Below are 20,826 nucleotides of genomic sequence, written 5' to 3' on the forward strand. Positions count from 1 at the left end.
GGGCGATTGGCGCAGTTGGTAGCGCGCTTCCTTCACACGGAAGAGGTCATCGGTTCGAGTCCGGTATCGCCCACCCTCACCCCCGGTCGGTGCTCACGCACTCGGCCGGGGGTTCTCTCGTCCCGCCGCGGTCGTCCTCCGGCCTCGCAGCGCCCAGTCGAAGGAGCCGACCCGCGATGATGGGCCGCTCGCACGCCGTCTCCGGTGCGCTCGCCTGGGCCGTCGCCGCCTCCGTGCCCGCCGTCGCCGGGCCCCTCGGCCTCGCGGGTCTCCCGCTCGACCTCCGACTGGTCGGCCTCGGAGTCGCCGCCGGCTGGGCCCTGGTGCCCGACGCGGACCACGCGAGCGCGACCGTCTCCCGCTCGGCGCCGGGCGCCTCCCTGCTCACGGCGACCGCGGGCCGGATCAGCGGAGGGCACCGGCACGGGATGCACTCGCTGCTCGCGGTCGCCGTCGTCTGGTACCTGGTGCCGGTGCTCACGGCGCTGCGCTTCCCGGTGCCGGTCGTCGGCCCCGTCGCCGTGGCCGCCGTGCTCACGCTGCCCGCCCTCGCGTTCGCCGCGAAGGCCGTCCGGGCCGCCCCCTCCTGGCGCATCGCCTGGGCCGGGGCGACGGTCGTCACGGTCCTGCTCGTCGCGCTCGCCGACGGCACCTGGGCGTGGCTCCGGGTCGCCGCGACGCTGGGCTACCTCGTGCACGTGGCCGGCGACGCCCTCACGACCGGCGGGATCAACTGGCTGTGGCCGCTGCGCGTGCGCCTGCCGCGGCGCCTGCGCCGGACACCGCTGCGCCACGTCTGGACCACCGGAGGCTACGCCGCGCTGCCCGTCCTGGGCTCCTCCGGGTCCTGGCGCGAGACGGTCCTCTACTGGCTCATGTCCGCGGCGACGATCGTGCTCACCGCCTCGATGATCACGGCCGAGCTGCTGTAGCCCGGGGCGCCCTCCTCAGAAGACCTTCCCCGGGTTCATGATCCCCAGCGGGTCGAACACGGCCTTGATCCCGCGCTGGAGCGCCAGCGAGTCCTCGCCCAGCTCCTCCGCCAGCCAGCGCTGCTTGAGCAGTCCCACTCCGTGCTCGCCCGTGAGCGTGCCGCCGAGGGCCAGGGCCGTGCGGAAGAGCTCCGCGGCGGCGTCCCAGACGTCCTCCCCCACGGGTCCGTCCCCCGCGGGCAGCACGAAGTTCGGGTGGAGGTTCCCGTCCCCCGCGTGGGCGACGGTGGGGATGCTGAGCCCCGTCCGCTCCTCGATGCCGCGGATCGCCGCGAACATCGCCGGCAGCGCCGAGCGGGGCACGCAGACGTCCTCGATCAGCACGCGGCCCTCCGCCTCGAGCGCCGGGTGGAAGGCCCGGCGGACGGCCAGCAGAGCCTCACCCTCGGCCGGGTCCTCGGTCGCCTCGGCGGCGCCCCCGGAGGCGGTCACGATCTCGAGGACGCGCTGCGACTCCTCCGCCGCTCCTCCGCCGTCCGTCTGGACGAGGAGGTAGGCGGCACCGCGGTCCAGCATCGCTCCGGTGTAGCGCGAGATCGCGGCGAGCGCCGCCTCGTCCATCAGCTCCATCACCGCGGGACGGAGCCGCGCGGCGGTGATCGCGGCGGAGGCGGCTGCCGCGGCGACGACGCTCGGGAAGTACGCGCCGACCGTGACCACGCGCCCGGTCGGGATCGGGCGGAGCTTCACGGTGGCCTCCACGATGACGCCCAGCGTCCCCTCGGAGCCGGTCAAGAGCGCGGTGAGGTCGTACCCTGTGACTCCCTTCACGCTGCGGCGGCCGGTGCGGAGCAGTCGCCCGTCGGGGAGGACGACCGTCAACCCGAGCACCGCCTCCCGGGTCACGCCGTACTTGGCGCACAGCAGCCCCCCGGCGTTCGTCGCGATGTTGCCGCCGATGCTCGAGATCGCGCGGCTCGCGGGGTCGGGCGAGAACACGAGGCCGTGCGGAGCGACAGCGTCCGACAGCGCCTGATTGATGACCCCGGGCTCGACCACCGCTAGCTCGTCCTCGAGCGACACCTCGAGGATGCGGTCCATCGCGGCGGTCAAGAGGACGAGCGCTCCCCCGCTCGCCACTCCCCCGGCAGCGAGGCCCGTTCCCGCTCCGCGCGGCACGACCGGGAGCCGGTGCTCCGTCGCTATGCGCAGCGCCGCCTGCACGTCCTCGACCGAGCGCGCAGCGACGAGCGCGAGCGCGCGACCCGGTGCGGAGAAGCCCGACTTGTCGGTGTGCACGGCCTCGAACCCGGGGCCCTCGGTCAGGACCGCGTCTCCGAGCGCGTCGCGCAGCTGTCGGAGGATCTCGTGGTCGTGCATGGTTCACTCCGTGCGGTCGCGGGCGGGTCCTGCCGATCCTTCCACGGGCGCGGGGCAGGATGGCGGGATGACCGGAGAGACGCGATGGCCGCGGTGACGAGCGCGGGGATCCTGCTGCACCGCGAGGGCCCCTCCGGCACCGAGGTGTTCCTCGGGCGGATGGGCGGCCCCTTCTGGACCCGGCGCCCCCGCGCGTGGACGATCCCGAAGGGCGTGCACACGGGCGACGAGACGCCGCTGGACGCCGCGCGCCGCGAGTTCGAGGAGGAGACCGGCGCTCCTCCGCCCGAAGGGGAGCTGACCCTCCTCGGCGCGTTCCGGCAGAGCGCGGCCAAGACCGTCACGGTCTTCGCCGGGCGCGGACACGCGGACACCGCCTTCGTCGCGAGCAACACCTTCGAGCTGGAGTGGCCGCGGGGCTCCGGCGTGCTGCGCAGCTTCCCCGAGCTGGAGGACGCCCGGTGGCACCCGCTCGACGAGGCCCGCTCGCTGGTGGTGGCCGGGCAGGTCGCCGCCCTCGACGCGCTGGCCGAGCTGCTGGCGGATCCGGACGGCGGGGACCGGGCCGGCACCGCCCCCTAGTCCGCGGTCGCGTAGACCCGCAGGCCCAGCGGCACGATCCGCACCACGGCCTCGTCGAATCCGTCGCGGGAGCCGTCGAAGCGCTCGGTCTCGCCGTCGTGCGCCCACTCGGGGTCGTCCCCCGCGGGCCGGCGCGCGCCGACGGTGATCTCCGGCGTCGAGAACGACTCCACCACCGGTGCCCGCCAGCCGGGCACACGGCCGACCACCGGGGTCGCCGTACGGCCGAGCAGGAGCGAGAACGCTCCCCGGGTGCGCGGAGTCCGTCCTGAGTGCAGGATGCGCACGTCGAGGTGGCCGTCGTCGAGCCGACGCCGGGCGAGCGGGGCGGCCGTGCGCGGGTGCTCCTGATTCACCCCGACGAAGTACGACCAGACGAGCTGCGTGCGCCCGTCGCGCCGGAGCTCGAACGGATCGGTGCGCCGCACGACCGAGAGGGCCGCGATCACGGCGGCGAGCGGCTTCCCGATCCGCTTCTCGCGCTTCTCGCGGGCCGCGACGAACTCCGGGTAGACGCCGATCGAGACCGTGTTGAGCACCGTGACCGGGTCTCCCCCGTCCGCGACGACCTCGGCCACGTCGACGTCGCGGCGCTCGCCGATCGTCGCCGCGTCGAGCGCGTCCTGGACGGTGAGCAGGCCCAGCGCCTTCGCGAAGTGGTTCATGGTCCCGCCCGGCAGCACGAGCAGCGTCATCCCCTCGGCACGGGCGAGAGCGGCACCGACCGACATGGTCCCGTCCCCGCCGTAGATCCCGAGCACCCGGGGCGGAGAGTCCCCCGAGCGCGCCTCGCGCACCACGTCGGCGAGGTCCTCTCCCTCGGTCAGCCGGTGCACGCGCGCCTTCGGGAACCGGGCCCGGACCAGCGGCTCGGGATCCGGGCGGTGCGAGTCCCGGCCCGCGCCGGGGTTGAGGACCACGAGGAGGGCGGCGCCGTCCCCCAGCGGGCTGCGGTCGACGGGGGGCCGGGTCGCGCGCTCCGAGACGGGCACGTGGCGCGGCTCGGCCGGCAGGACGGCTCGGCCGACGACCGCGACCGCCGCGCCGAGCGCCGCGCCGCCGAGGACGTCCGAGAGCCAGTGGACGCCGACGTGCAGGCGGGAGAAGGCCACGGCGGCGGCGAGCGGGGCGACCGCCGCCCCCACTCGGGGCGACTCGAGCGCGACCCCGGCGGCGAAGGCAGCGGCGCTCGCCGCGTGCCCCGAGGGGAAGGACGCCGACGTCGGCACCGTCGCCAGGCGCCGGCCGACCGGGACGTCGACGAGGAGCGGCCGGTCGCCGCCGAACACGCGCTTGCCGACCAGGTTCGCGAGCGCGCTGGCCGCGGCGAGCGAGGCGGTCCCCCGCAGAGCCTCGCGGGGACGGCCCGCCAGGAGCAGCAGAACGCCGACGCCGGCCCAGAGGACTCCGTGGTCCGCGGCCCGGGAGAGCCCCACGAGCGCCCCGTCGACGACGGGCGACGGGCGACGGGCGTTCAGCCGCCGGGCCGCACGAGCGTCCGCCCGGCGCACGACGCGCGGGACGGTGACGAGTCGGCGGAGCAGGACGGACGGGGGTCGGGTTCCGCGGAGGGCCATGCGCTCAGCGTAGGAGGAGGCGCCTCCGCGGTCCCTGGACCGGTCGATGGCGCGCTACACCTCGCCGAAGCCCGACTCGACCAGATCGCCGAGCCGGCCGACCGCCTCCTGGGCCTGCGGCCCCGACGCCGAGAGGACGACCTCGTCCCCGCGGTCGAGCCCCAGCGACATCACGCCGAGCAGGCTCGTGGCGTCCTTGCCGTTCGCGTCGATCCGGGCGTCGAAGGTGGCGGCGAGCGTCACGAAGTCGGCCGCGGGACGGGCGTGCAGGCCGTTCGGGTTGATGAGGCGGACGCGGCGCTGCACGCGCTCGTCACCGGGCGAGGCCTCCTCGGCGGGAGCAGCGAGCGCCTCGCCCCGGGCCGACTCCGCGGCGGCGAGCACCTCGTCCAGCGACGCCCCCGTGCCCGCGGCGACGGCGGCCGCGACCGCCCCCTCCACCAGCGGGGCGTCGGCGATCCGGACCCGGGCGCGCGCGTCGTCGTCGAGGAACTCGACCGCGGTCTCCGCCGTCATGATCGCCGAGCCGAGGTCGCAGAGGACGACGACCCCCTCGCCGGAGTCCGCTTCCGCCAGGGCCGCCGTGATGCGGTCGAAGCTGGTGCCGATGCCGCCGTTGTCCGTTCCGCCCGCGGCGACCAGCGCCACCGAGGCCGCCATCTGCTCCGCGAGCTCGACCAGCCCCTCCGCCAGCTGCGCGCTGTGCGAGACCAGGACCAGCCCGACGCTCACGCCGCCGCCTCGGCTGCTGCGCGGAGCAGGAGAACGGTCGACACGCTGCCGGGATCACGGTGCCCGATGGCGCGCTCGCCGAGGTAACTGGCGCGTCCCTTGCGGGCGACCAGCGGGTCCGTCGACTCCGCTCCCCTCTGCGCCGCCTCCGCCGCCGCGGCGAGGACGTCGGCCGGAGCCGCTCCCTCCTCGGCGGCGGCCGCGGCCGCGTCGACCGCCGGCGTCCACGCGTCCACCATCGTCTTGTCGCCCACCTCGGCCTTGCCGCGGAGCACGATGCCGTCCCTCGCCGCGGCCAGGAGCGCTGCGACGTCCGCGCCCTCGAGCGCGACCTCGCCCGCGACCGCGGCGGAGGCCTTCAGGAACGCCGTGCCGAACAGCGGGCCCGAGGCGCCGCCGACGGTGGAGATGAGCGTCGTCGCGACCAGCTTGAGCACGTCCGCCGGGACCCCCTGCTCCGGCGCCGCATCCAGCTTCGCGACCACGGCCTGGAAGCCGCGGTCCATGTTCTCGCCGTGGTCCCCGTCGCCGATCGCCCGGTCGAGCGTGATCAGCTCGACCCGGTGCTCCGCGATCGACTCGGCGGCGCGGCGGATCCACGCCGTCGCCCACGCCGCGTCGAGCCCGGCTCCCTGTGCGTCCTGCATGGTCGTCTCCTCCTCGTGGGCCGCTCCTGCGGCTGTCGTTCCGGTCATGGTGTGCGCGCGGGCGCTCAGCGTCCCCACCGCAGCGCCGCGGTCTGCACCGGGGAGTCCCACAGCTCGGTCAGGGCGTCGTCGAGCTTGAGGACGGTGAGCGAGAAGCCCTGCATCTCGAGCGACGTCGTGTAGTTGCCGACGAGGCTGCGTGCGACGGTGATCCCCTTCTCGGCCAGCGCCTCGGCTGCGCGCCGGTAGGCGAGGTACAGCTCGATCTGCGGCGTGCCGCCCATGCCGTTCACCAGGAGCAGCACCTCGTCCCCGGAGGAGAACGGCAGGTCCTCCAGGATCGGGCCGAGGATCCGGTCGACGATGCGGTCGGCCGGCTCCAGCGCGATCTTCTCCCGGCCGGGCTCGCCGTGGATGCCGATGCCGATCTCGATCTCGTCCTCGCCCAGCTCGAAGCTCGGCTCGCCCGCGTGCGGGACGATGCACGGCGTGAGGGCGACGCCCATCGAGCGCACGTTCGCGATCACCGTCTCGGCGATCGTCGCGACCTCGTCGAGGGAGTCGCCCCGCTCGGCCGCGGCGCCCGCGATCCGCTCGACCAGCACGGTGCCGGCCACGCCGCGGCGGCCCGCGGTGTAGAGCGAGTCCTTCACCGCGACGTCGTCGTCGACGATCACGCTGCGCACCTCGATCCCCTCGGCGCCGGCGAGGTCGGCCGCGGTCTCGAAGTTCAGGACGTCGCCCGTGTAGTTCTTCACGATGTGCAGCACACCCGCACCGCCGTCGACGGCCTGCGTGGCCGCGACGATCGGGTCGGGCGTGGGCGAGGTGAAGACGGGACCGGGGACGGCGGCGTCCAGCATCCCGAATCCGACGAAGCCCGCGTGCAGCGGCTCGTGCCCGCTGCCGCCTCCGCTGACGATGCCCACCTTGCCCGAGCGGGGCGCGTCGGCCCGCACCACGAACAGGGGATCCGACACCACCCGGACCAGGTCGGCGTGCGCCAGGCCGAAGCCGGCCACCGACTCCGTGACGACGTTCTTCGGGTCGTTGATGAGCTTCTTCATCGAGGTCTCCTCCAGGATCGGGCCACCACTCGGGCGTCCCGTGACCTGCGGGCGATCCGGCGCGTGGTGGATCGCCGCCCGCACCGTCGCGGACAGCAGCCCCACGTTACGCCCTGCGCTCGCGCCTACGGCAGGGAGACGACGGCGCGCTGCGTCTCGCGGACCCACTCCTCGAGCTTGACCGTGGCGGCCCCGGAGTCGACGGCCTCCGCCGCGCGGTCCATCGACGTCCGCAGGCGCTCCAGGACGGGCGTGCGCACCAGGTCCGGGTCGCGCGCCAGGTCGAACGCCGCGAGGCCTGCGGCCGCGTTCAGAAGGACGATGTCGCGGACGGGGCCGCCGTCTCCCGCGAGCACCGAGCGCACCACGCTCGCGTTGTAGGCGGCGTCGCGGCCGCGCAGGTCGTCGATCCGCGCGCGGGGCAGGCCCAGGTCGCGCGGGTCGAGGTCGTGCTCGACCACGGAGCCGCGCGACACCTCCCAGATGTGGCTGTGACCCGTGGTCGTGAGCTCGTCGAGGCCGTCGTCCCCGCGGAACACCAGAGCCGTCGCCCCGCGCGTCCGGAACACGCCGACGACCAGCGGCACCCGGTCGAGGTGCGCCACTCCGACCGCCGAGGCCTCGGGACGCGCCGGATTGCAGAGCGGGCCGAGGAAGTTGAACACCGTCGGCACGCCCAGCTCGGCGCGCACCGGACCGGCGTGCCGGAAGCCGGGGTGGAAGAGGGACGCGAAGACGAAGGCGATCCCCGTCCGCCGGAACACCTCGGCCACCCGCTCGGGAGAGAGGGAGAGGTCGACTCCGAGTGCCGCGAGCACGTCGGAGGAGCCGGAGGAGGAGGACGCGGCCTTGTTCCCGTGCTTCACGACGGGCGTGCCGGCGGCGGCCGCGATGATCGACGCGGTGGAGGAGATGTTGACGGTCCCGAAGCGGTCCCCGCCCGTCCCGACGATGTCCAGGGCCATCGGGTCCACGTCCAGCGGCACCGCGTGGTCGAGGATCGCGTCGCGGAAGCCGACGATCTCGTCGACGGTCTCGCCCTTCGCCCGGAGGGCCACCAGCAGTCCGGCGAGCTGCGCCGGAGTCGCCGCGCCCTCCATCACCTGCTCCATGGCCCACGTCGCCTCGGAGACGCTCAGATCGGAGGACTCGAGGAGTGCGCTGAGAACGTGCGGCCAGGACAGGGTTTCCGACATGGCTCCCAGATTATGCGACGAGGATCGCCTCCCGGCTAGTGCGACTTCCCTCCCCTGCCATCGGCCATAATGGTCTGTGTGACGAGCACCTCTCTCTCCCCCACGGCCACCGCGCCCGTAGTGAACCGACCCAACCCGGTCGCGGTCGGAACGATCGTCTGGCTGGGCAGCGAGGTCATGTTCTTCGCCGGCCTCTTCGCGATCTACTTCACCCTGCGCAGCACCTCCCCCGAGCTCTGGGGCGCCGAGACCCAGATCCTCAACGTCCCCTACGCGGGCGTGAACACGGTGATCCTCGTGGCCTCGTCGTTCAGCTGCCAGTTCGGCGTGTTCGCCGCCGAGCGGCTGCAGCCGCGTGCGACGGGCCTCAGCCCGTTCAAGTGGGGCATGGTCGAGTGGTTCTTCCTCACCTACGCCCTGGGCGCGGTCTTCGTCTCCGGCCAGGTGCTCGAGTACGCGACCCTCGTCTCCGAGGGCGTCACGCTCTCCAGCAACGCCTACGGCTCCGCCTTCTACCTGACGACCGGCTTCCACGCCCTGCACGTCACCGGCGGCCTCATCGCGTTCCTCCTCGTCATCGGCCGCGGCTTCGCGGTCAAGAACTTCGGCCACAAGGAGGCGACGAGCGCCATCGTCGTCTCGTACTACTGGCACTTCGTCGACGTCGTCTGGGTCGGCCTGTTCGCCGTCATCTACTTCCTCAAGTGACGCGCCCGCCGATGCCCCACTCCACTCCCGACCCCCGCAGGAAGGACGCCTCGATGGCCTCCCCGAAGACGAAGAGCCGAGCCAAGAAGGGTCGCCGCCACCCGCTCGCCACCCTGGCCCTGATCGCCATCGGCCTCGGGCTCACCGGCGGGACCTACGCCGCGGTCGGCGTCGCGACGTCCGCCTCCGCGGAGACGTCGTCCACCAGCCAGCAGACGATCGACGAGGGCTCGAAGCTCTTCGCCGCGAACTGCGCCACCTGCCACGGCCTCGACGCCGCGGGCACCGACAACGCTCCCTCCCTCATCGGAGTGGGCGCGGCGTCGGTCGACTTCCAGGTCGGCACCGGCCGCATGCCGATGCAGATGCACGGCCCCCAGGCGCTCGAGAAGCCGGTGCAGTTCACCGACGAGCAGGTCGGCGAGCTCGCCGCCTACGTCGCGTCGCTGGCCCCCGGCCCCGCGATCCCCGAGGGCGAGGTCCTCGACGGACAGGGCGACGCGGCGAACGGCGCCGAGCTGTTCCGCATCAACTGCGCCATGTGCCACAACGTCGCCGGGGCCGGCGGCGCGCTCACCGAGGGCAAGTTCGCTCCCCCGCTGGGCGGCGTGACCGAGGCGCACATCTACGAGGCGATGGTCACCGGCCCGCAGAACATGCCGGTCTTCAACGACCTGAACATCTCGCCCGAGGACAAGCGCGACATCATCTCGTACCTCAAGTACATCGAGGCCAACCCGTCCCCGGGCGGATTCGCGCTCGGCTCCCTCGGCCCGGTCGCGGAGGGCCTGTTCCTCTGGATCTTCGGCCTCGGCGCGATCGTGGCCCTGACGGTGTGGATCACCGCCCGATCCAACTAGACGACTGCAGCGCCCTGACGGGCGCGACTGACCCACGGCACCGACTGGTGCCGACACGGCGTGAAAAGGAGAACCATGGCAGAGCACGATGAGGGTGGCACGGACCTCGCCACCTCGTCGGCCACCGGGCACGGAACGGCTCCGGCCGGCACCGCGGTCGTGACGCGGGACCGCGTCCAGGACCCGGGCCTCCCGCCGCACCGCCCCCGGATGACCGACCTCGACCCCAAGGTCGAGAAGCGTGCCGAGCGCACGGTGTACACGCTCTTCTACCTCTCCTTCGCGGGCTCGATCTTCGCGGTCGCCGCCTACATGGCGTTCCCGATCACCGAGGACGTCGCGTCGGTCCGGCTGAACACGCTGTTCATCGGCCTGGGCATGTCCCTCGCGCTCCTGGGCATCGGCATCGCCGCCGTCCACTGGGGCAAGCAGCTGATGTCGGACCACGAGGGCATCGACATCCGCCACCCCGTCCGCAGCGCGGAGCCCACCCGCGCCCGTGCGCTCGAGATCTTCGACCAGTCCGACAAGGAGTCCGGCTTCGGCCGCCGCTCCCTCGTCCGCAACAGCCTGATCGCCTCCCTCGTCGTGTTCCCCCTGCCCGCCGTGATCCTGTTCCGGGGCCTCGGCCCGCAGGACCAGAACCCCGTCGCCCTCCTCAAGACCACCCTGTGGGAAGAGGGCACGAGGCTCACCCTGGACCCGTCGGGAGCGCCGATCCTCGCATCGGACGTCACCCTCGGATCCGCCTTTCACGTCATCCCCGAGGGCCTCAACGACGCCGAGGGCAAGCTGGAGGAGAAGGCCAAGGCCGCCGTCCTCCTGATGCGCCTGAAGCCGGAGGACCTCATCGTCAGTGAGGGTCGCGAGACCTGGAACTACGACGGAATCGTCGCCTACTCCAAGATCTGCACGCACGTCGGCTGCCCTGTGGCGCTGTACGAGCAGCAGACCCACCACCTGCTGTGCCCGTGCCACCAGTCGCAATTCGACATCACGCGCGAGGCCGCCGTCATCTTCGGCCCGGCGAAGCGTCCGCTTCCGCAGCTCCCCATCACCGTCGACGCCGAGGGTTACCTGGTCGCCAGAAGCGACTTCACGGAGCCCGTCGGACCGTCCTTCTGGGAGCGATGACTCACATGTCCACCACCACCCCCTCACGCCCCTCCAGCTCCCCCGCGGAGCCCGAGGACGGCGTCATCCTCGGATCCGGCAAGTTCCAGAAGGGGTACGTCGGAGCGGCGTCGAACTACATCGACGAGCGCACGAGCATCTCCGCGGTCGTCAAGGAGTTCGGTCGCAAGATCTTCCCCGACCACTGGTCCTTCCTCCTCGGCGAGGTCGCGCTCTACAGCTTCGTCATCATCCTGCTGTCGGGCACCTTCCTCACCTTCTTCTTCCAGGCCTCGATGGTCGAGACGCACTACGAGGGCAGCTACCTGCCCCTCAAGGGCATCGAGATGTCGGCGGCGATGTCGTCCTCGCTCGACATCTCCTTCGACATCCGCGGCGGCCTGCTGATGCGGCAGATCCACCACTGGGCGGCACTGCTGTTCGTGGCCTCGATCGGCCTGCACATGTTGCGCATCTTCTTCACCGGTGCGTTCCGCAAGCCCCGCGAGCTCAACTGGGTCATCGGCTTCGTCCTCTTCATCCTCGCGATGGCCGAGGGCTTCACCGGCTACTCGCTCCCCGACGACCTGCTCTCGGGCAACGGCCTCCGCATCATCGACGGCATGGTCAAGGGCATCCCGATCGTCGGCACCTGGATCTCGTTCCTGCTCTTCGGCGGCGAGTTCCCGGGCACCGACATCGTCGGCCGCCTCTACACGCTGCACATCCTGCTGCTGCCGGCGCTGGTGCTCGCGTTCATCGCCCTCCACCTCGTGTTCGTGGTCGTCCACAAGCACACCCAGTTCCCCGGTGCGGGCAAGACCGAGCAGAACGTCGTCGGCTACCCGGTGCTGCCGGTCTACGCCGCGAAGGCCGGTGGATTCTTCTTCATCGTCTTCGGCGTCGTCGTCCTCATCGCCTCGCTGTTCACGATCAACCCGATCTGGAACTACGGCCCGTACGACCCCTCGCCCGTCTCCGCGGGAACCCAGCCCGACTGGTACATCGGGTTCGCCGACGGCGCCCTGCGCCTCGTCCCGCCGGGACTCGAGTGGGCCATCCCGGGCATCGGAACCCTGTCGTTCAACATCCTGATCCCGCTCGTCGGTCTCGGACTGTTCATCGCCGTGGTCATGCTCTACCCGTTCCTCGAGGCGTGGATCACCGGTGACAAGCGCGAGCACCACCTGCTCGACCGCCCGCGCAACGCCGCGACCCGCACCGCGATCGGCGCCGCCGGAGTCAGCTTCTACGCCGTCCTCTGGGCCGCCGCGTCGTCCGACCTCATCGCGACGCACTTCCACCTCACGATGGAGGGCGTGATCCACAGCCTGCAGTTCCTGCTCATTGCGGGTCCGTTCATCGCGTACTTCATCACCAAGCGCATCTGCCTGGCGTTGCAGAAGAAGGACCGCGAGATCGCGCTGCACGGCTTCGAGTCCGGCCGCATCGTCCGCCTCCCCGGCGGCGAGTTCATCGAGGTGCACCAGCAGCTCGACGAGTACGAGCGCTGGAAGCTCGTCGGTCAGGACGAGTACGAGCCCCTGATGATCCGTCCGGACTCGCGTGGCCGCATCACCGCCCCGCAGCGCGTCCGCGCCGGCCTCTCCCGCTGGTTCTTCGAGGACCGGATCACCCCCGTCACCCAGAAGGAGCTCGAGAGCTCGCACAGCGAGCACTGATCCTCCCCCGAAGGGCCCGGACGTTTCATTCGTCCGGGCCCTTCGTCGTTCCTGCAGCGGGGCGGGGCCTGTCCTCCGGCGCGGCAGAGGTCGGCGGTGGACCGAGAGCCGGTGAGACCGGATCACAGCGCCTCGACGGCGACAAGCCAGCAGGGACGTGGGGCGATCCACCGGACCTCGAGGCCTCCGCTCCTCGGATCACGAGATGCCATCTGACCGCCGAGCTGGAGACGTCCGCCCCCGTCCGATCATGGAGTGATCCAGCCCCTCTGCGTGCTCGCAGCGTCGTCGTCCGGTGAGGTCTCCCGGTTCCCGTTCACGTCGAGACGCTCGGCATCGGTTCCAGGGCACCCATCCTCAGCAGGCCCGTCAGGACTGCCCTCCCCCGCTCACGGCCGAACCCTCTGTGATCGGCGACGGCGACGCTCGCCGGTGAGACAGAGGAGGCGACCTCCGGGCCTCGACGACCGTCGCTGCAGCGGCATCTCAGGCTCCTTGTCCTCGCACCGACCGGCACGACCCGCTAGACGTACCGAGGAACTCCAAGAGCCGCAGGGGCGCCCGCGGTTCCGCCGGGGTGCGGGCTCCGCTGGGGTCGGAACGGTGTGCAGGAGTCCGTAGGGCGGCGCAGGCGCCAGAACAGGCGCGGCAGGCCCAGTACGGCCGCAGGCGCAGCAGTATCCCCGACCGTAGCGGCCACCACCGTCGGCACACCCACACGCGCACAGGAGAGCCGCCACAGGCGTAGCCCGCTCAGCCGTGACCGGAGCAGGAGCCGTCGCAGCGCAGACCCGTAGGGGTGATGACGCGGGCCGACGCTCCTGCCCGGCGCCGCCCGCTGCACTCCCCTGCGAGCTTCCACGTCGCGGGCCGTCGGGATGTGCACCGACGAGTTCTTCCGCGCAGGACGCCTCGGTGTCCCGCCAGCAGGACACCGCGAGAGATCCAGCTCACCTCGTCATCCCTCACTGAGCGGTCCCGGCCCTCACCGGGAGGTCCCGGCTCTCACCGGGAGGCTTGATCCGCCACCGATCGGCGAATGACGCCCCTGCACGAAGCCGAACGGCCGAGCCGACCGGGTCCCAACCACGCGCGCTTCCTCCTGGATACACGAAAGGGCCGAGTGCACGGAGCCGAAGCCCCCGTGCACCCGGCCCTCGGCCGTGCGATGCGCCCTAGCGGGCGAAGTACCCGCGGTAGTACTCGTACACCCAGCCGGCGATGGCGACCAGGAAGAGTCCGACGGCGATGTAGGTGATCCAGAACCCCACGGCCAGGCCGAGGAATCCGAGGGCCGCGGAACCGCCCAGGATCAGCGGCCACCAGCTCCACGGGCTGAAGAAGCCCAGCTCGGGGTCTCCGTCATCGATGTCCGCATCGAGGCGATCCTCGGGGAGCTCGGCACCCTGCGCCTTGTGGACGCGGCCGACGTAGAACGCGATGAACGCGCCCAGCACGGCCGAAAGACCGATGCCGACGGTGCCGACCCACTCGACCTGGCCCGTGTCGAGCAGCGACCACACGATGTACGTGATGTCGGCGAGGAGGAAGAAGCCCGCGAGGAGCCAGAAGAGATTGACGTTGGCGCGCATGGCCCTACTTCACCGTGCCTTCGGACTTGTCGTACGTGGGGGCGTCCGGAGCATCCTTCGCCGGACCGATTCCGACGGGGATGCCGGCCTCGGGGTGGTTGAGGTCGAACGCCGGGGCCTCGCTTCGGATCCGCGGGATCGAGGTGAAGTTGTGGCGGGGCGGCGGGCACGAGGTGGCCCACTCGAGCGACCGGGAGAAGCCCCACGGGTCGTTCACCGTCACCTTGGGCGCCTTGCGGGCCGTGATGTACACGTTCAGGAAGAACGGGATCAGCGACACCGCGAGGATCATCGCTCCGACCGTCGACACCTGGTTCATCCAGGTGAAGCCGTCCTCGGGGAGGTAGCTGGCGTAGCGGCGCGGCATGCCGACGACGCCCAGCCAGTGCTGGATGAGGAAGGTGGTGTGGAAGCCGATGAACAGCAGCCAGAAGTGCCACTTGCCCAGCGTCTCGTTCAGCATCTTGCCGGTCCACTTGGGCCACCAGAAGTAGAAGCCCGAGAACATCGCGAAGACGACGGTTCCGAACACGACATAGTGGAAGTGCGCCACCACGAAGTACGAGTCCGAGACGTGGAAGTCGAGCGGGGGCGACGCGAGGATGACGCCGGTGAGTCCACCGAAGGTGAAGGTGATCAGGAAGCCGATCGCCCAGATCATCGGGGTCTCGAAGGTCACCGATCCGCGCCACATGGTGCCGACCCAGTTGAAGATCTTCACGCCGGTCGGGACCGCGATGAGCATGGTCATCAGCGAGAAGAACGGCAGCAGGACCGATCCGGTGACGTACATGTGGTGCGCCCACACCGTCACGGAGAGGGCGGCGATCGCGATGGTCGCGTAGATCAGCGTCTTGTAGCCGAAGATCGGCTTGCGGCTGAAGACCGGGAACACCTCTGACACGATGCCGAAGAACGGCAGCGCGATGATGTACACCTCGGGGTGGCCGAAGAACCAGAACAGGTGCTGCCAGAGCAGGACGCCGCCGTTGGCCGCGTCGTAGATGTGGGCGTCGAACACGCGGTCGGCGCCGAGGGCGAACATCGCGGCGGCGAGCACCGGGAACGCGAGCAGCACGAGGATCGACGTCACCAGGATGTTCCAGGTGAAGATCGGCATCCGGAACATCGTCATGCCGGGGGCGCGCATCGTGATGATCGTCGTGATGAAGTTCACCGCGCCGAGGATCGTGCCGAAGCCCGAGAGCGCGAGGCCGAAGACCCAGAGATTGCCGCCGAGCCCTGGCGAGAACGTCGTGCTCGACAGTGGCGCGTACGCGAACCAGCCGAACGACGCCGCACCCTGCGGGGTGACGAATCCGGCGACCGCGATGAGCGAGCCGAAGCTGTAGAGCCAGTACGCGAAGGCGTTGAGGCGGGGGAACGCGACGTCGGGGGCGCCGATCTGCAGCGGCATCAGGACGTTGGCGAACCCGGCGAAGAGCGGCGTCGCGAACATCAGCAGCATGATCGTGCCGTGCATCGTGAACAGCTGGTTGTACTGCTCGCGCGTCTCGACCACGTTCAGGCCGGGCTCGAACAGCTGGGCGCGGATGACGAGTGCCATCACGCCGGCGATGCAGAAGTAGATGAACGACGTGATCAGGTACATGTACCCGATGACCTTGTGGTCGGTCGACGTCATCCAGCGGACGAGGACGTTCGCCTTGCGCTGGACCGGCGGAGTGCCGGCGGTGCGCGTCGGGCGGGGTGCCGTAGCGGTGCTCATGCTCCCTTACTCCTCGTTCTCGCGGGCCGGCGCGCCGGTTCCGGGAAGGTTCGAATTGCGGTTGTACTCGGCGCCGAGCTGACCGGTCTGGCCCGCGTCGCGCAGCGACTGGATGTAGTCGTCGTACTCGCCCTGCGAGACGACCTTGACGTTGAAGAGCATCGCGGAGTGGTACTCGCCGCAGAGCTCGGCGCACTTGCCCGCGTAAGTCCCCTCCTTGAGAGGCGTGACGTACATGTAGTTCGTCTTGCCGGGGATCATGTCCTTCTTGTAGAGGAAGTCGACGACCCAGAAGGAGTGGATCACGTCGCGCGCGTCGAGCTGGATCTTGATCTTCTGTCCGACGGGCAGGTAGAGCGTGGGGATCTCGGACTCGACGAGCGAGCCGGCGGCGTCTCCGCCCTCCTGGTACTGGCCCTGGATACCGGCGGAGTAGACGTCCTCGTCGACGTAGTTGAAGTCCCACGCCCACTGCTTGCCGTACACCTGGATGGTCTCGTCCGGGTCGTCGTAGGGCTGCTCGATGGCGGCCTGGTCGCGCGCGGTGAAGGCGAAGAAGCCGATCACGAGGATCAGCGGCACGATCGTGTAGAAGATCTCGATCGGCATGTTGTAGCGCAGCTGGACCGGCAGGCCGGTCTGCCCCTTGCGACGGCGGTAGACGACCACCGCCCAGATGGTGAGACCCCACGTGACGACGCCGACGGCGAGCAGGACGATCCAGGAGGTGACCCAGAGTCCGATGACGCGGTCGACGTGGTTCGTCGTGCCGGGTTCGGTGGGGAGCCAGCCCTGGAGCTGCTCTTGCGTGCAGCCCGCGAGGACGAGGGCGAGGGCTCCTGCGACGGGGGCAGCGACCCATCTGCGGATTCGGCGATTGAAGCGCACCGGTGACCTTTCGGAAGACTGGGGACCAGTTCACACGAAACTGTATTAGACCGGCTCCAGCCTACCCTTCCGCTCCGGCGGCCCGGTGCACGACGACCCGCTCTTGACGTCCCGGCCGAGTGGTGCAGTCATGACGAACGGCGCCCGACGGGCCACCGGGGTGGACTGTCGGACGCCGTTCGGAGGCGCTGCGGCCCGGGGCCGCGCGGCGTCAGTGGAAGCTGTCGCCGCAGGCGCAGCTGCCGCCCGCGTTGGGGTTGTCGATGGTGAAGCCCTGCTTCTGGATGGTGTCCTCGAAGTCGATCGAGGCGCCGTCGAGGTAGGGAACGCTCATCTTGTCGACGACGAGGCCGACGCCCTCGAACTCCACCGCGGCGTCGCCGTCGAGGGTGCGCTCGTCGAAGTAGAGCTGGTAGATGAGGCCGGAGCAGCCGCCGGGCTGCACCGCGACGCGCAGGCGCAGGTCGTCGCGGCCCTCCTGCTCGAGCAGGCTCTTGACCTTGGCGGCGGCGGTCGGGGTCATCGAGACGCCGTGGGCCGCGCTGGGCGGGGTGGCGAGGGGGGTCGCCGTCTGGTCGGTCAGTGTGTCTGACATGTCACTCCTCAGGGGACGGGCGGAACGGTCGTCGTGCCTTCCGGGATTCTACGGCTGCAACCCGGGTGGTCACCCGGGTATTCCACGACCGGTGGTCAGTCGCGGTGAGCGGCGGCGCGGAGCAGGAACAGCGCCTCGGTCTGCGCGGCGCGCTTGAAGACGCCCAGGTGAAGCGACTCGTTGGGGCTGTGCGCGCGCGAGTCGGGGTCCTCCACACCGGTGACGAGGATCTGAGCCTCGGGGAACTCGCGCACGAGGTCGGCGATGAACGGGATGCTCCCGCCGATCCCGGTCTCGAGGGGCTCGCGTCCCCACGCGTCGGCCATCGCGCCCTTCACCAGGTCCACGGCCCAGCCGCTCGCGTCGACCAGGAAGGGGCTGCCGGTGTCGACGTCCTCGACCGCGAGGTGTGCGCCGAACGGGGAGTTCGCCCGCAGGTGGCTCTCGATCGCGGCGAAGGCCTCCTCCGCGTCCTGGCCGGGGGCGATGCGGGCGCTGATCTTCACGCGCACGGACGGGACGAGGGTGTTGGAGGCGTCGACGACGCTGGGCGCGTCGATCCCGGTGACCGTGACGGCCGGCTTCGACCACAGGCGCGAGAGGATCGCGCCGGTGCCGATCGGCGAGACCCCGTCGAGCAGCCCGGAGTCGCGGCGGAGGTCCTCCTCGGTCGTCTCGGGCACCGCTCCGTCGTGCTCGGTGAGGCCGGCGACGGCGACCGAGCCGTCCTCGTTCCAGAGCGTCGCGAGCAGTCGGACCGCCGCGAGCATCGCGTCCGGGACCGCTCCGCCGAGCATGCCCGAGTGCGAGGCGTGCGCGAGAGTGCTGACGGTGAGGGTGAAGGTGACGTTGCCGCGCAGGCCCACCGTCAGCGAGGGGGTGTCGACGTCCCAGTTGTCGCTGTCGGCGACGATGATCGCATCCGCGCGGAGGGCGTCGTGGTGCTCGCGGAGGAAGGTGGGGAACGAGCGCGACCCGAACTCCTCCTCCCCCTCGATGAAGAGGACGAGCCCGAGGTCGTGGTCCTCGCCCGCGACCTCGCGGAGTGCGCGCACCGCGGCGAGGTGGGACACGACTCCCGCCTTGTCGTCGGCGGCACCGCGCCCGTACAGGCGGTCGCCGCGCACGGTCGGCTCGAACGGAGGCGTCTCCCACGCCGACTCGGCGCCCTGCGGCTGCACGTCGTGGTGGGCGTAGAGGAGGACGGTCGGCGCTCCGTTGCGGGCGGCGCGGGTGGCCAGGACGGCAGGCTGGCCGAGCACGTCGGTGCCGTCGATCGTGGCGCTGTGGATCGCGACGTCATCGAAGACGCCCGTCTCGCGCGCGAGCTCGGCGATGGCCTCGGCGCTGGCGGCCACGCGGGTCGCGTCGAAGCCGTCCCACGAGACGGACGGGATCCGCACGAGCTGCCCGAGCTGGGCGAGCGAGCGCGGCAGATCGTCGCGGACGGCGGCGAGGACGGCCTCCTCGTCGGAGGAGAGTGCGGGCGGAGTCGGAGCGTCGTGAGCCATGGAGGTAATCTTAAGAGACCCTCGATTCCAAGGACGTTCCCCGTGGCCAAGCACCCGATCGCAACCGACACGCCCGACGACGCCGGCTCCCCCGGCCCCGGGAAGGGCCGGCCGACGCCGACCCGGCGCGAGCAGGAGCTGGCCCGCAAGCGTCCGCTGGTCGTCACCGACCGCAAGCAGGCCGCCCGCGACGCCCGCGAGAAGGCCGCCGTGTCACGCGAGCAGGCCCGCATCGGCCTGGCCGCCGGCGACCAGCGCTACCTGCCGCTGCGCGACAAGGGTCCTCAGCGCAAGTTCGTGCGCGACTGGGTCGACGCACGCTTCAGCCTCGGCGAGTTCCTCATCCCGGTGATGGTCGTCGTCCTGCTGCTGAGCTTCTTCCCGCAGCCGGAGCTGCAGTACGCGACGCTCGTCATCCTCTGGGTGTTCTTCCTCCTCGCGGTGATCGACTGCATCCTCCTCGGCATGCGGATGCGCCGGAAGCTCGCCGAGCGCTACGGCGCCGACAAGGTCGAGAAGGGCATCCGCTGGTACGCCGCGATGCGCGCCCTCCAGCTGCGCGTCATGCGACTGCCGAAGCCCCAGGTCAAGCGCCGCGCCTTCCCCGAGTAGTCGGACGGCGGACCACGAAGGGCCCCTGCGGTCGCGCCTCGCGCGGCTCCGGGGCCCTTCGTCGTGCACGGCGGGTCAGGAGGCGCGGGCCAGTCCCCGGTTGATGTCCCGAGCCCACAGGGGCCCGCGGTAGATGAAGGCGGTGTAGCCCTGGACGAGGGTGGCGCCCGCGTCGAGGCGCTCGCGCACGTCCTCGGCCGTCTCGACTCCTCCGACGGAGATCACGCAGAAAGCCGCGGGGACCACGCCCCGGATCACGCGGAGCACCTCGAGCGAGCGCGCGGCCAGCGGGGCACCGGAGAGGCCGCCGGCGCCGGCCGCCTCGACCACGGCACGATCGGTCGAGAGGCCCTCCCGGGAGAGCGTCGTGTTGGTCGCGATGATCCCGTCCAGACTCAGGCGGACGGCGAGCTCGGCGACCCGGCCGACCTCGTCGTCGGAGAGGTCGGGGGCGATCTTGACCAGCAGGGGCGTCGTGTCGGCGGCGTCCTTGACGGCCGCGAGGAGCGGCTCGAGGCGGTCGATCTCCTGCAGGCCGCGGAGCCCGGGGGTGTTCGGCGAGCTGACGTTCACGACGAGGTAGTCGGCGAGCGGCGCGAGAAGGCGCGTGCTGATCAGGTAGTCCTCGATCGCGTCGTCCACCTCGACCACCCGGCTCTTGCCGATGTTGACGCCGATCACGGGGCGGCGGCGCGCGCTGCGCAGCCGGATCAGCCGCAGCGCCGCGGCCTCGGCCCCGTGGTTGTTGAAGCCCATCCGGTTGACGACGGCGCGGTCCGCGATCAGCCGGAAGAGGCGCGGCCGGTCGTTGCCCGGCTGCGCCCGCGCGGTCAGGGTCCCGACCTCGACGTGTCCGAAGCCGAGCGCACCGAAGCCCAGGACCGCGGTGGCGTCCTTGTCGAAGCCGGCCGCGACGCCGAACGGGGTCTCGAAGCGGAGCCCGAGCGTCTCGACCGCGGGCGTTCCGCGCGGGACGGTGGTCCGGCGCAGGACCGGAGCGAGGGCTCCGAGGGCCCGGATCACCGGGAAGCTCAGGTGGTGCGCCCGCTCCGGGTCGAGGCGGCGCAGGACGGTGCGGAACAGGAGCGGGTACACCCGGGCCTCAGATCTCGTCGGCGCTGTGGGGCACGGAGGTGCGCTCGGCGCGGAGCAGGGTGATCGCAGACTCGAAGTCGTCCAGCGAGTCGAACGCCTGGTAGACGCTCGCGAAGCGGAGGTAGGCCACCTCGTCGAGCTCGCGCAGCGGCGGCAGGATGGCGAGGCCGATGTCGTTCGCGTCGATCTGCGACGCGCCCGTGGAGCGGATGCTCTCCTCCACCCGCTGCGCGAGGACGGCCAGATCGGTGTCGGTGACGGGCCGGCCCTGGCAGGCCTTCCGGACGCCGCTGACGATCTTCTCGCGGCTGAACGGCTCCACGACTCC

General features: G+C 71.3%; 20 protein-coding genes and 1 tRNA gene. 8 read left to right on the top strand and 13 right to left on the bottom strand.

Translation table 11 applies throughout. The annotated features are described in order from the left end of the window. Together C5C82_RS14870 and C5C82_RS14875 are read left to right on the top strand one after the other, a co-directional pair. Positions 1–73 (top strand) — tRNA-Val (locus C5C82_RS14870). Positions 74–176: 103 nt separating this feature from the next. Continuing rightward, positions 177–932, top strand: a complete 756-nt coding sequence (locus tag C5C82_RS14875) for a metal-dependent hydrolase (RefSeq protein ID WP_104233331.1) — start codon at positions 177–179, stop codon at positions 930–932. 15 nt (positions 933–947) lie between these two features. Here the strand turns inward: C5C82_RS14875 and C5C82_RS14880 are convergent, their stop codons facing one another. Then, a complete protein-coding gene (locus tag C5C82_RS14880; RefSeq protein WP_104355295.1) occupies positions 948–2,312 on the bottom strand; it encodes an FAD-binding oxidoreductase in 1,365 nt (454 codons plus the stop codon). Between the two features lie 84 nt (positions 2,313–2,396). On the opposite strand from C5C82_RS14880, the gene C5C82_RS14885 reads away from it, so the two are divergent. Continuing rightward, entirely contained in the window at positions 2,397–2,894 is a 498-nt protein-coding gene (locus C5C82_RS14885; protein ID WP_104329186.1) for an NUDIX domain-containing protein, read from the top strand. On the opposite strand, the gene C5C82_RS14890 is transcribed toward C5C82_RS14885, so the two are convergent. From C5C82_RS14890 to trpD, 5 genes are all read right to left on the bottom strand, one after another. After that, the gene (locus tag C5C82_RS14890) at positions 2,891–4,471 is read right to left on the bottom strand and encodes a bifunctional phosphatase PAP2/diacylglycerol kinase family protein (protein WP_104239316.1); all 1,581 of its coding nucleotides are present in this window, start codon (positions 4,469–4,471) and stop codon (positions 2,891–2,893) included. The two genes, C5C82_RS14885 and C5C82_RS14890, sit on opposite strands and share 4 nt — an antisense overlap. Positions 4,472–4,525: 54 nt before the next feature. Next, positions 4,526–5,203: a dihydroxyacetone kinase phosphoryl donor subunit DhaM gene (gene dhaM, locus C5C82_RS14895; RefSeq protein ID WP_104355296.1), complete on the bottom strand. Its 678-nt coding sequence runs from the start codon at positions 5,201–5,203 to the stop codon at positions 4,526–4,528. Then, positions 5,200–5,850, bottom strand: coding sequence for a dihydroxyacetone kinase subunit DhaL (gene dhaL, locus C5C82_RS14900; protein ID WP_104256173.1), 651 nt, complete (start codon positions 5,848–5,850; stop codon positions 5,200–5,202). Before dhaL ends, dhaM begins: the two co-directional genes overlap by 4 nt. A gap of 65 nt (positions 5,851–5,915) precedes the next feature. Continuing rightward, the gene (gene dhaK / locus C5C82_RS14905) at positions 5,916–6,917 is read right to left on the bottom strand and encodes a dihydroxyacetone kinase subunit DhaK (protein ID WP_104224645.1); all 1,002 of its coding nucleotides are present in this window, start codon (positions 6,915–6,917) and stop codon (positions 5,916–5,918) included. A gap of 125 nt (positions 6,918–7,042) precedes the next feature. Next, entirely contained in the window at positions 7,043–8,113 is a 1,071-nt protein-coding gene (gene trpD / locus C5C82_RS14910) for an anthranilate phosphoribosyltransferase (protein ID WP_104355297.1), read from the bottom strand. A gap of 69 nt (positions 8,114–8,182) precedes the next feature. On the opposite strand from trpD, the gene C5C82_RS14915 reads away from it, so the two are divergent. The 4 genes from C5C82_RS14915 (at position 8,183) to C5C82_RS14930 (ending at position 12,476) form a co-directional block, all read left to right on the top strand. Further along, on the top strand, positions 8,183–8,821 hold the full coding sequence (locus C5C82_RS14915; RefSeq protein ID WP_104224647.1) for a heme-copper oxidase subunit III: 639 nt from the start codon (positions 8,183–8,185) through the stop codon (positions 8,819–8,821). 53 nt (positions 8,822–8,874) lie between these two features. Next, positions 8,875–9,681, top strand: a complete 807-nt coding sequence (locus C5C82_RS14920; protein WP_104224648.1) for a c-type cytochrome — start codon at positions 8,875–8,877, stop codon at positions 9,679–9,681. Positions 9,682–9,756: 75 nt separating this feature from the next. Next, a complete protein-coding gene (locus C5C82_RS14925) occupies positions 9,757–10,815 on the top strand; it encodes a ubiquinol-cytochrome c reductase iron-sulfur subunit (protein WP_104225358.1) in 1,059 nt (352 codons plus the stop codon). A gap of 5 nt (positions 10,816–10,820) precedes the next feature. After that, positions 10,821–12,476 (top strand): ubiquinol-cytochrome c reductase cytochrome b subunit, encoded by a 1,656-nt coding sequence (locus C5C82_RS14930; protein ID WP_104224650.1) that lies wholly within the window; start codon positions 10,821–10,823, stop codon positions 12,474–12,476. A gap of 1,175 nt (positions 12,477–13,651) precedes the next feature. Here the strand turns inward: C5C82_RS14930 and C5C82_RS14935 are convergent. The 5 genes from C5C82_RS14935 to C5C82_RS14955 all read right to left on the bottom strand — a co-directional run bounded on the left by C5C82_RS14935 (position 13,652) and on the right by C5C82_RS14955 (position 18,791). Then, the gene (locus C5C82_RS14935) at positions 13,652–14,068 is read right to left on the bottom strand and encodes a cytochrome c oxidase subunit 4 (protein WP_104224651.1); all 417 of its coding nucleotides are present in this window, start codon (positions 14,066–14,068) and stop codon (positions 13,652–13,654) included. A gap of 4 nt (positions 14,069–14,072) precedes the next feature. Then, complete coding sequence (gene ctaD, locus C5C82_RS14940; RefSeq protein WP_104224652.1) at positions 14,073–15,797, bottom strand: cytochrome c oxidase subunit I; 1,725 nt, start codon at positions 15,795–15,797, stop codon at positions 14,073–14,075. 6 nt (positions 15,798–15,803) lie between these two features. Beyond that, positions 15,804–16,685 (bottom strand): cytochrome c oxidase subunit II, encoded by an 882-nt coding sequence (gene coxB / locus C5C82_RS14945; protein WP_104224653.1) that lies wholly within the window; start codon positions 16,683–16,685, stop codon positions 15,804–15,806. Between the two features lie 211 nt (positions 16,686–16,896). Continuing rightward, positions 16,897–17,280, bottom strand: a complete 384-nt coding sequence (gene erpA, locus C5C82_RS14950; RefSeq protein WP_104224654.1) for an iron-sulfur cluster insertion protein ErpA — start codon at positions 17,278–17,280, stop codon at positions 16,897–16,899. Positions 17,281–17,375: 95 nt separating this feature from the next. Beyond that, a complete protein-coding gene (locus tag C5C82_RS14955) occupies positions 17,376–18,791 on the bottom strand; it encodes a dipeptidase (RefSeq protein ID WP_104233338.1) in 1,416 nt (471 codons plus the stop codon). 42 nt (positions 18,792–18,833) lie between these two features. On the opposite strand from C5C82_RS14955, the gene C5C82_RS14960 reads away from it, so the two are divergent. Continuing rightward, positions 18,834–19,403 carry a DUF3043 domain-containing protein gene (locus C5C82_RS14960; protein ID WP_181067792.1) on the top strand — a complete coding sequence of 190 codons (570 nt, stop codon included), beginning with the start codon at positions 18,834–18,836 and terminating at the stop codon, positions 19,401–19,403. A gap of 75 nt (positions 19,404–19,478) precedes the next feature. Here the strand turns inward: C5C82_RS14960 and C5C82_RS14965 are convergent, their stop codons facing one another. Both C5C82_RS14965 and C5C82_RS14970 read right to left on the bottom strand, forming a co-directional pair. Then, entirely contained in the window at positions 19,479–20,498 is a 1,020-nt protein-coding gene (locus C5C82_RS14965; RefSeq protein WP_104233339.1) for a quinone-dependent dihydroorotate dehydrogenase, read from the bottom strand. 7 nt (positions 20,499–20,505) lie between these two features. Continuing rightward, on the bottom strand, positions 20,506–20,826 hold a 321-nt coding region (locus C5C82_RS14970; RefSeq protein WP_258066148.1), incomplete at its 5' end, for an ATP cone domain-containing protein.

The sequence above is a fragment of the Rathayibacter sp. AY1D5 genome (assembly GCF_002932515.1).
Classification (GTDB): domain Bacteria; phylum Actinomycetota; class Actinomycetes; order Actinomycetales; family Microbacteriaceae; genus Rathayibacter.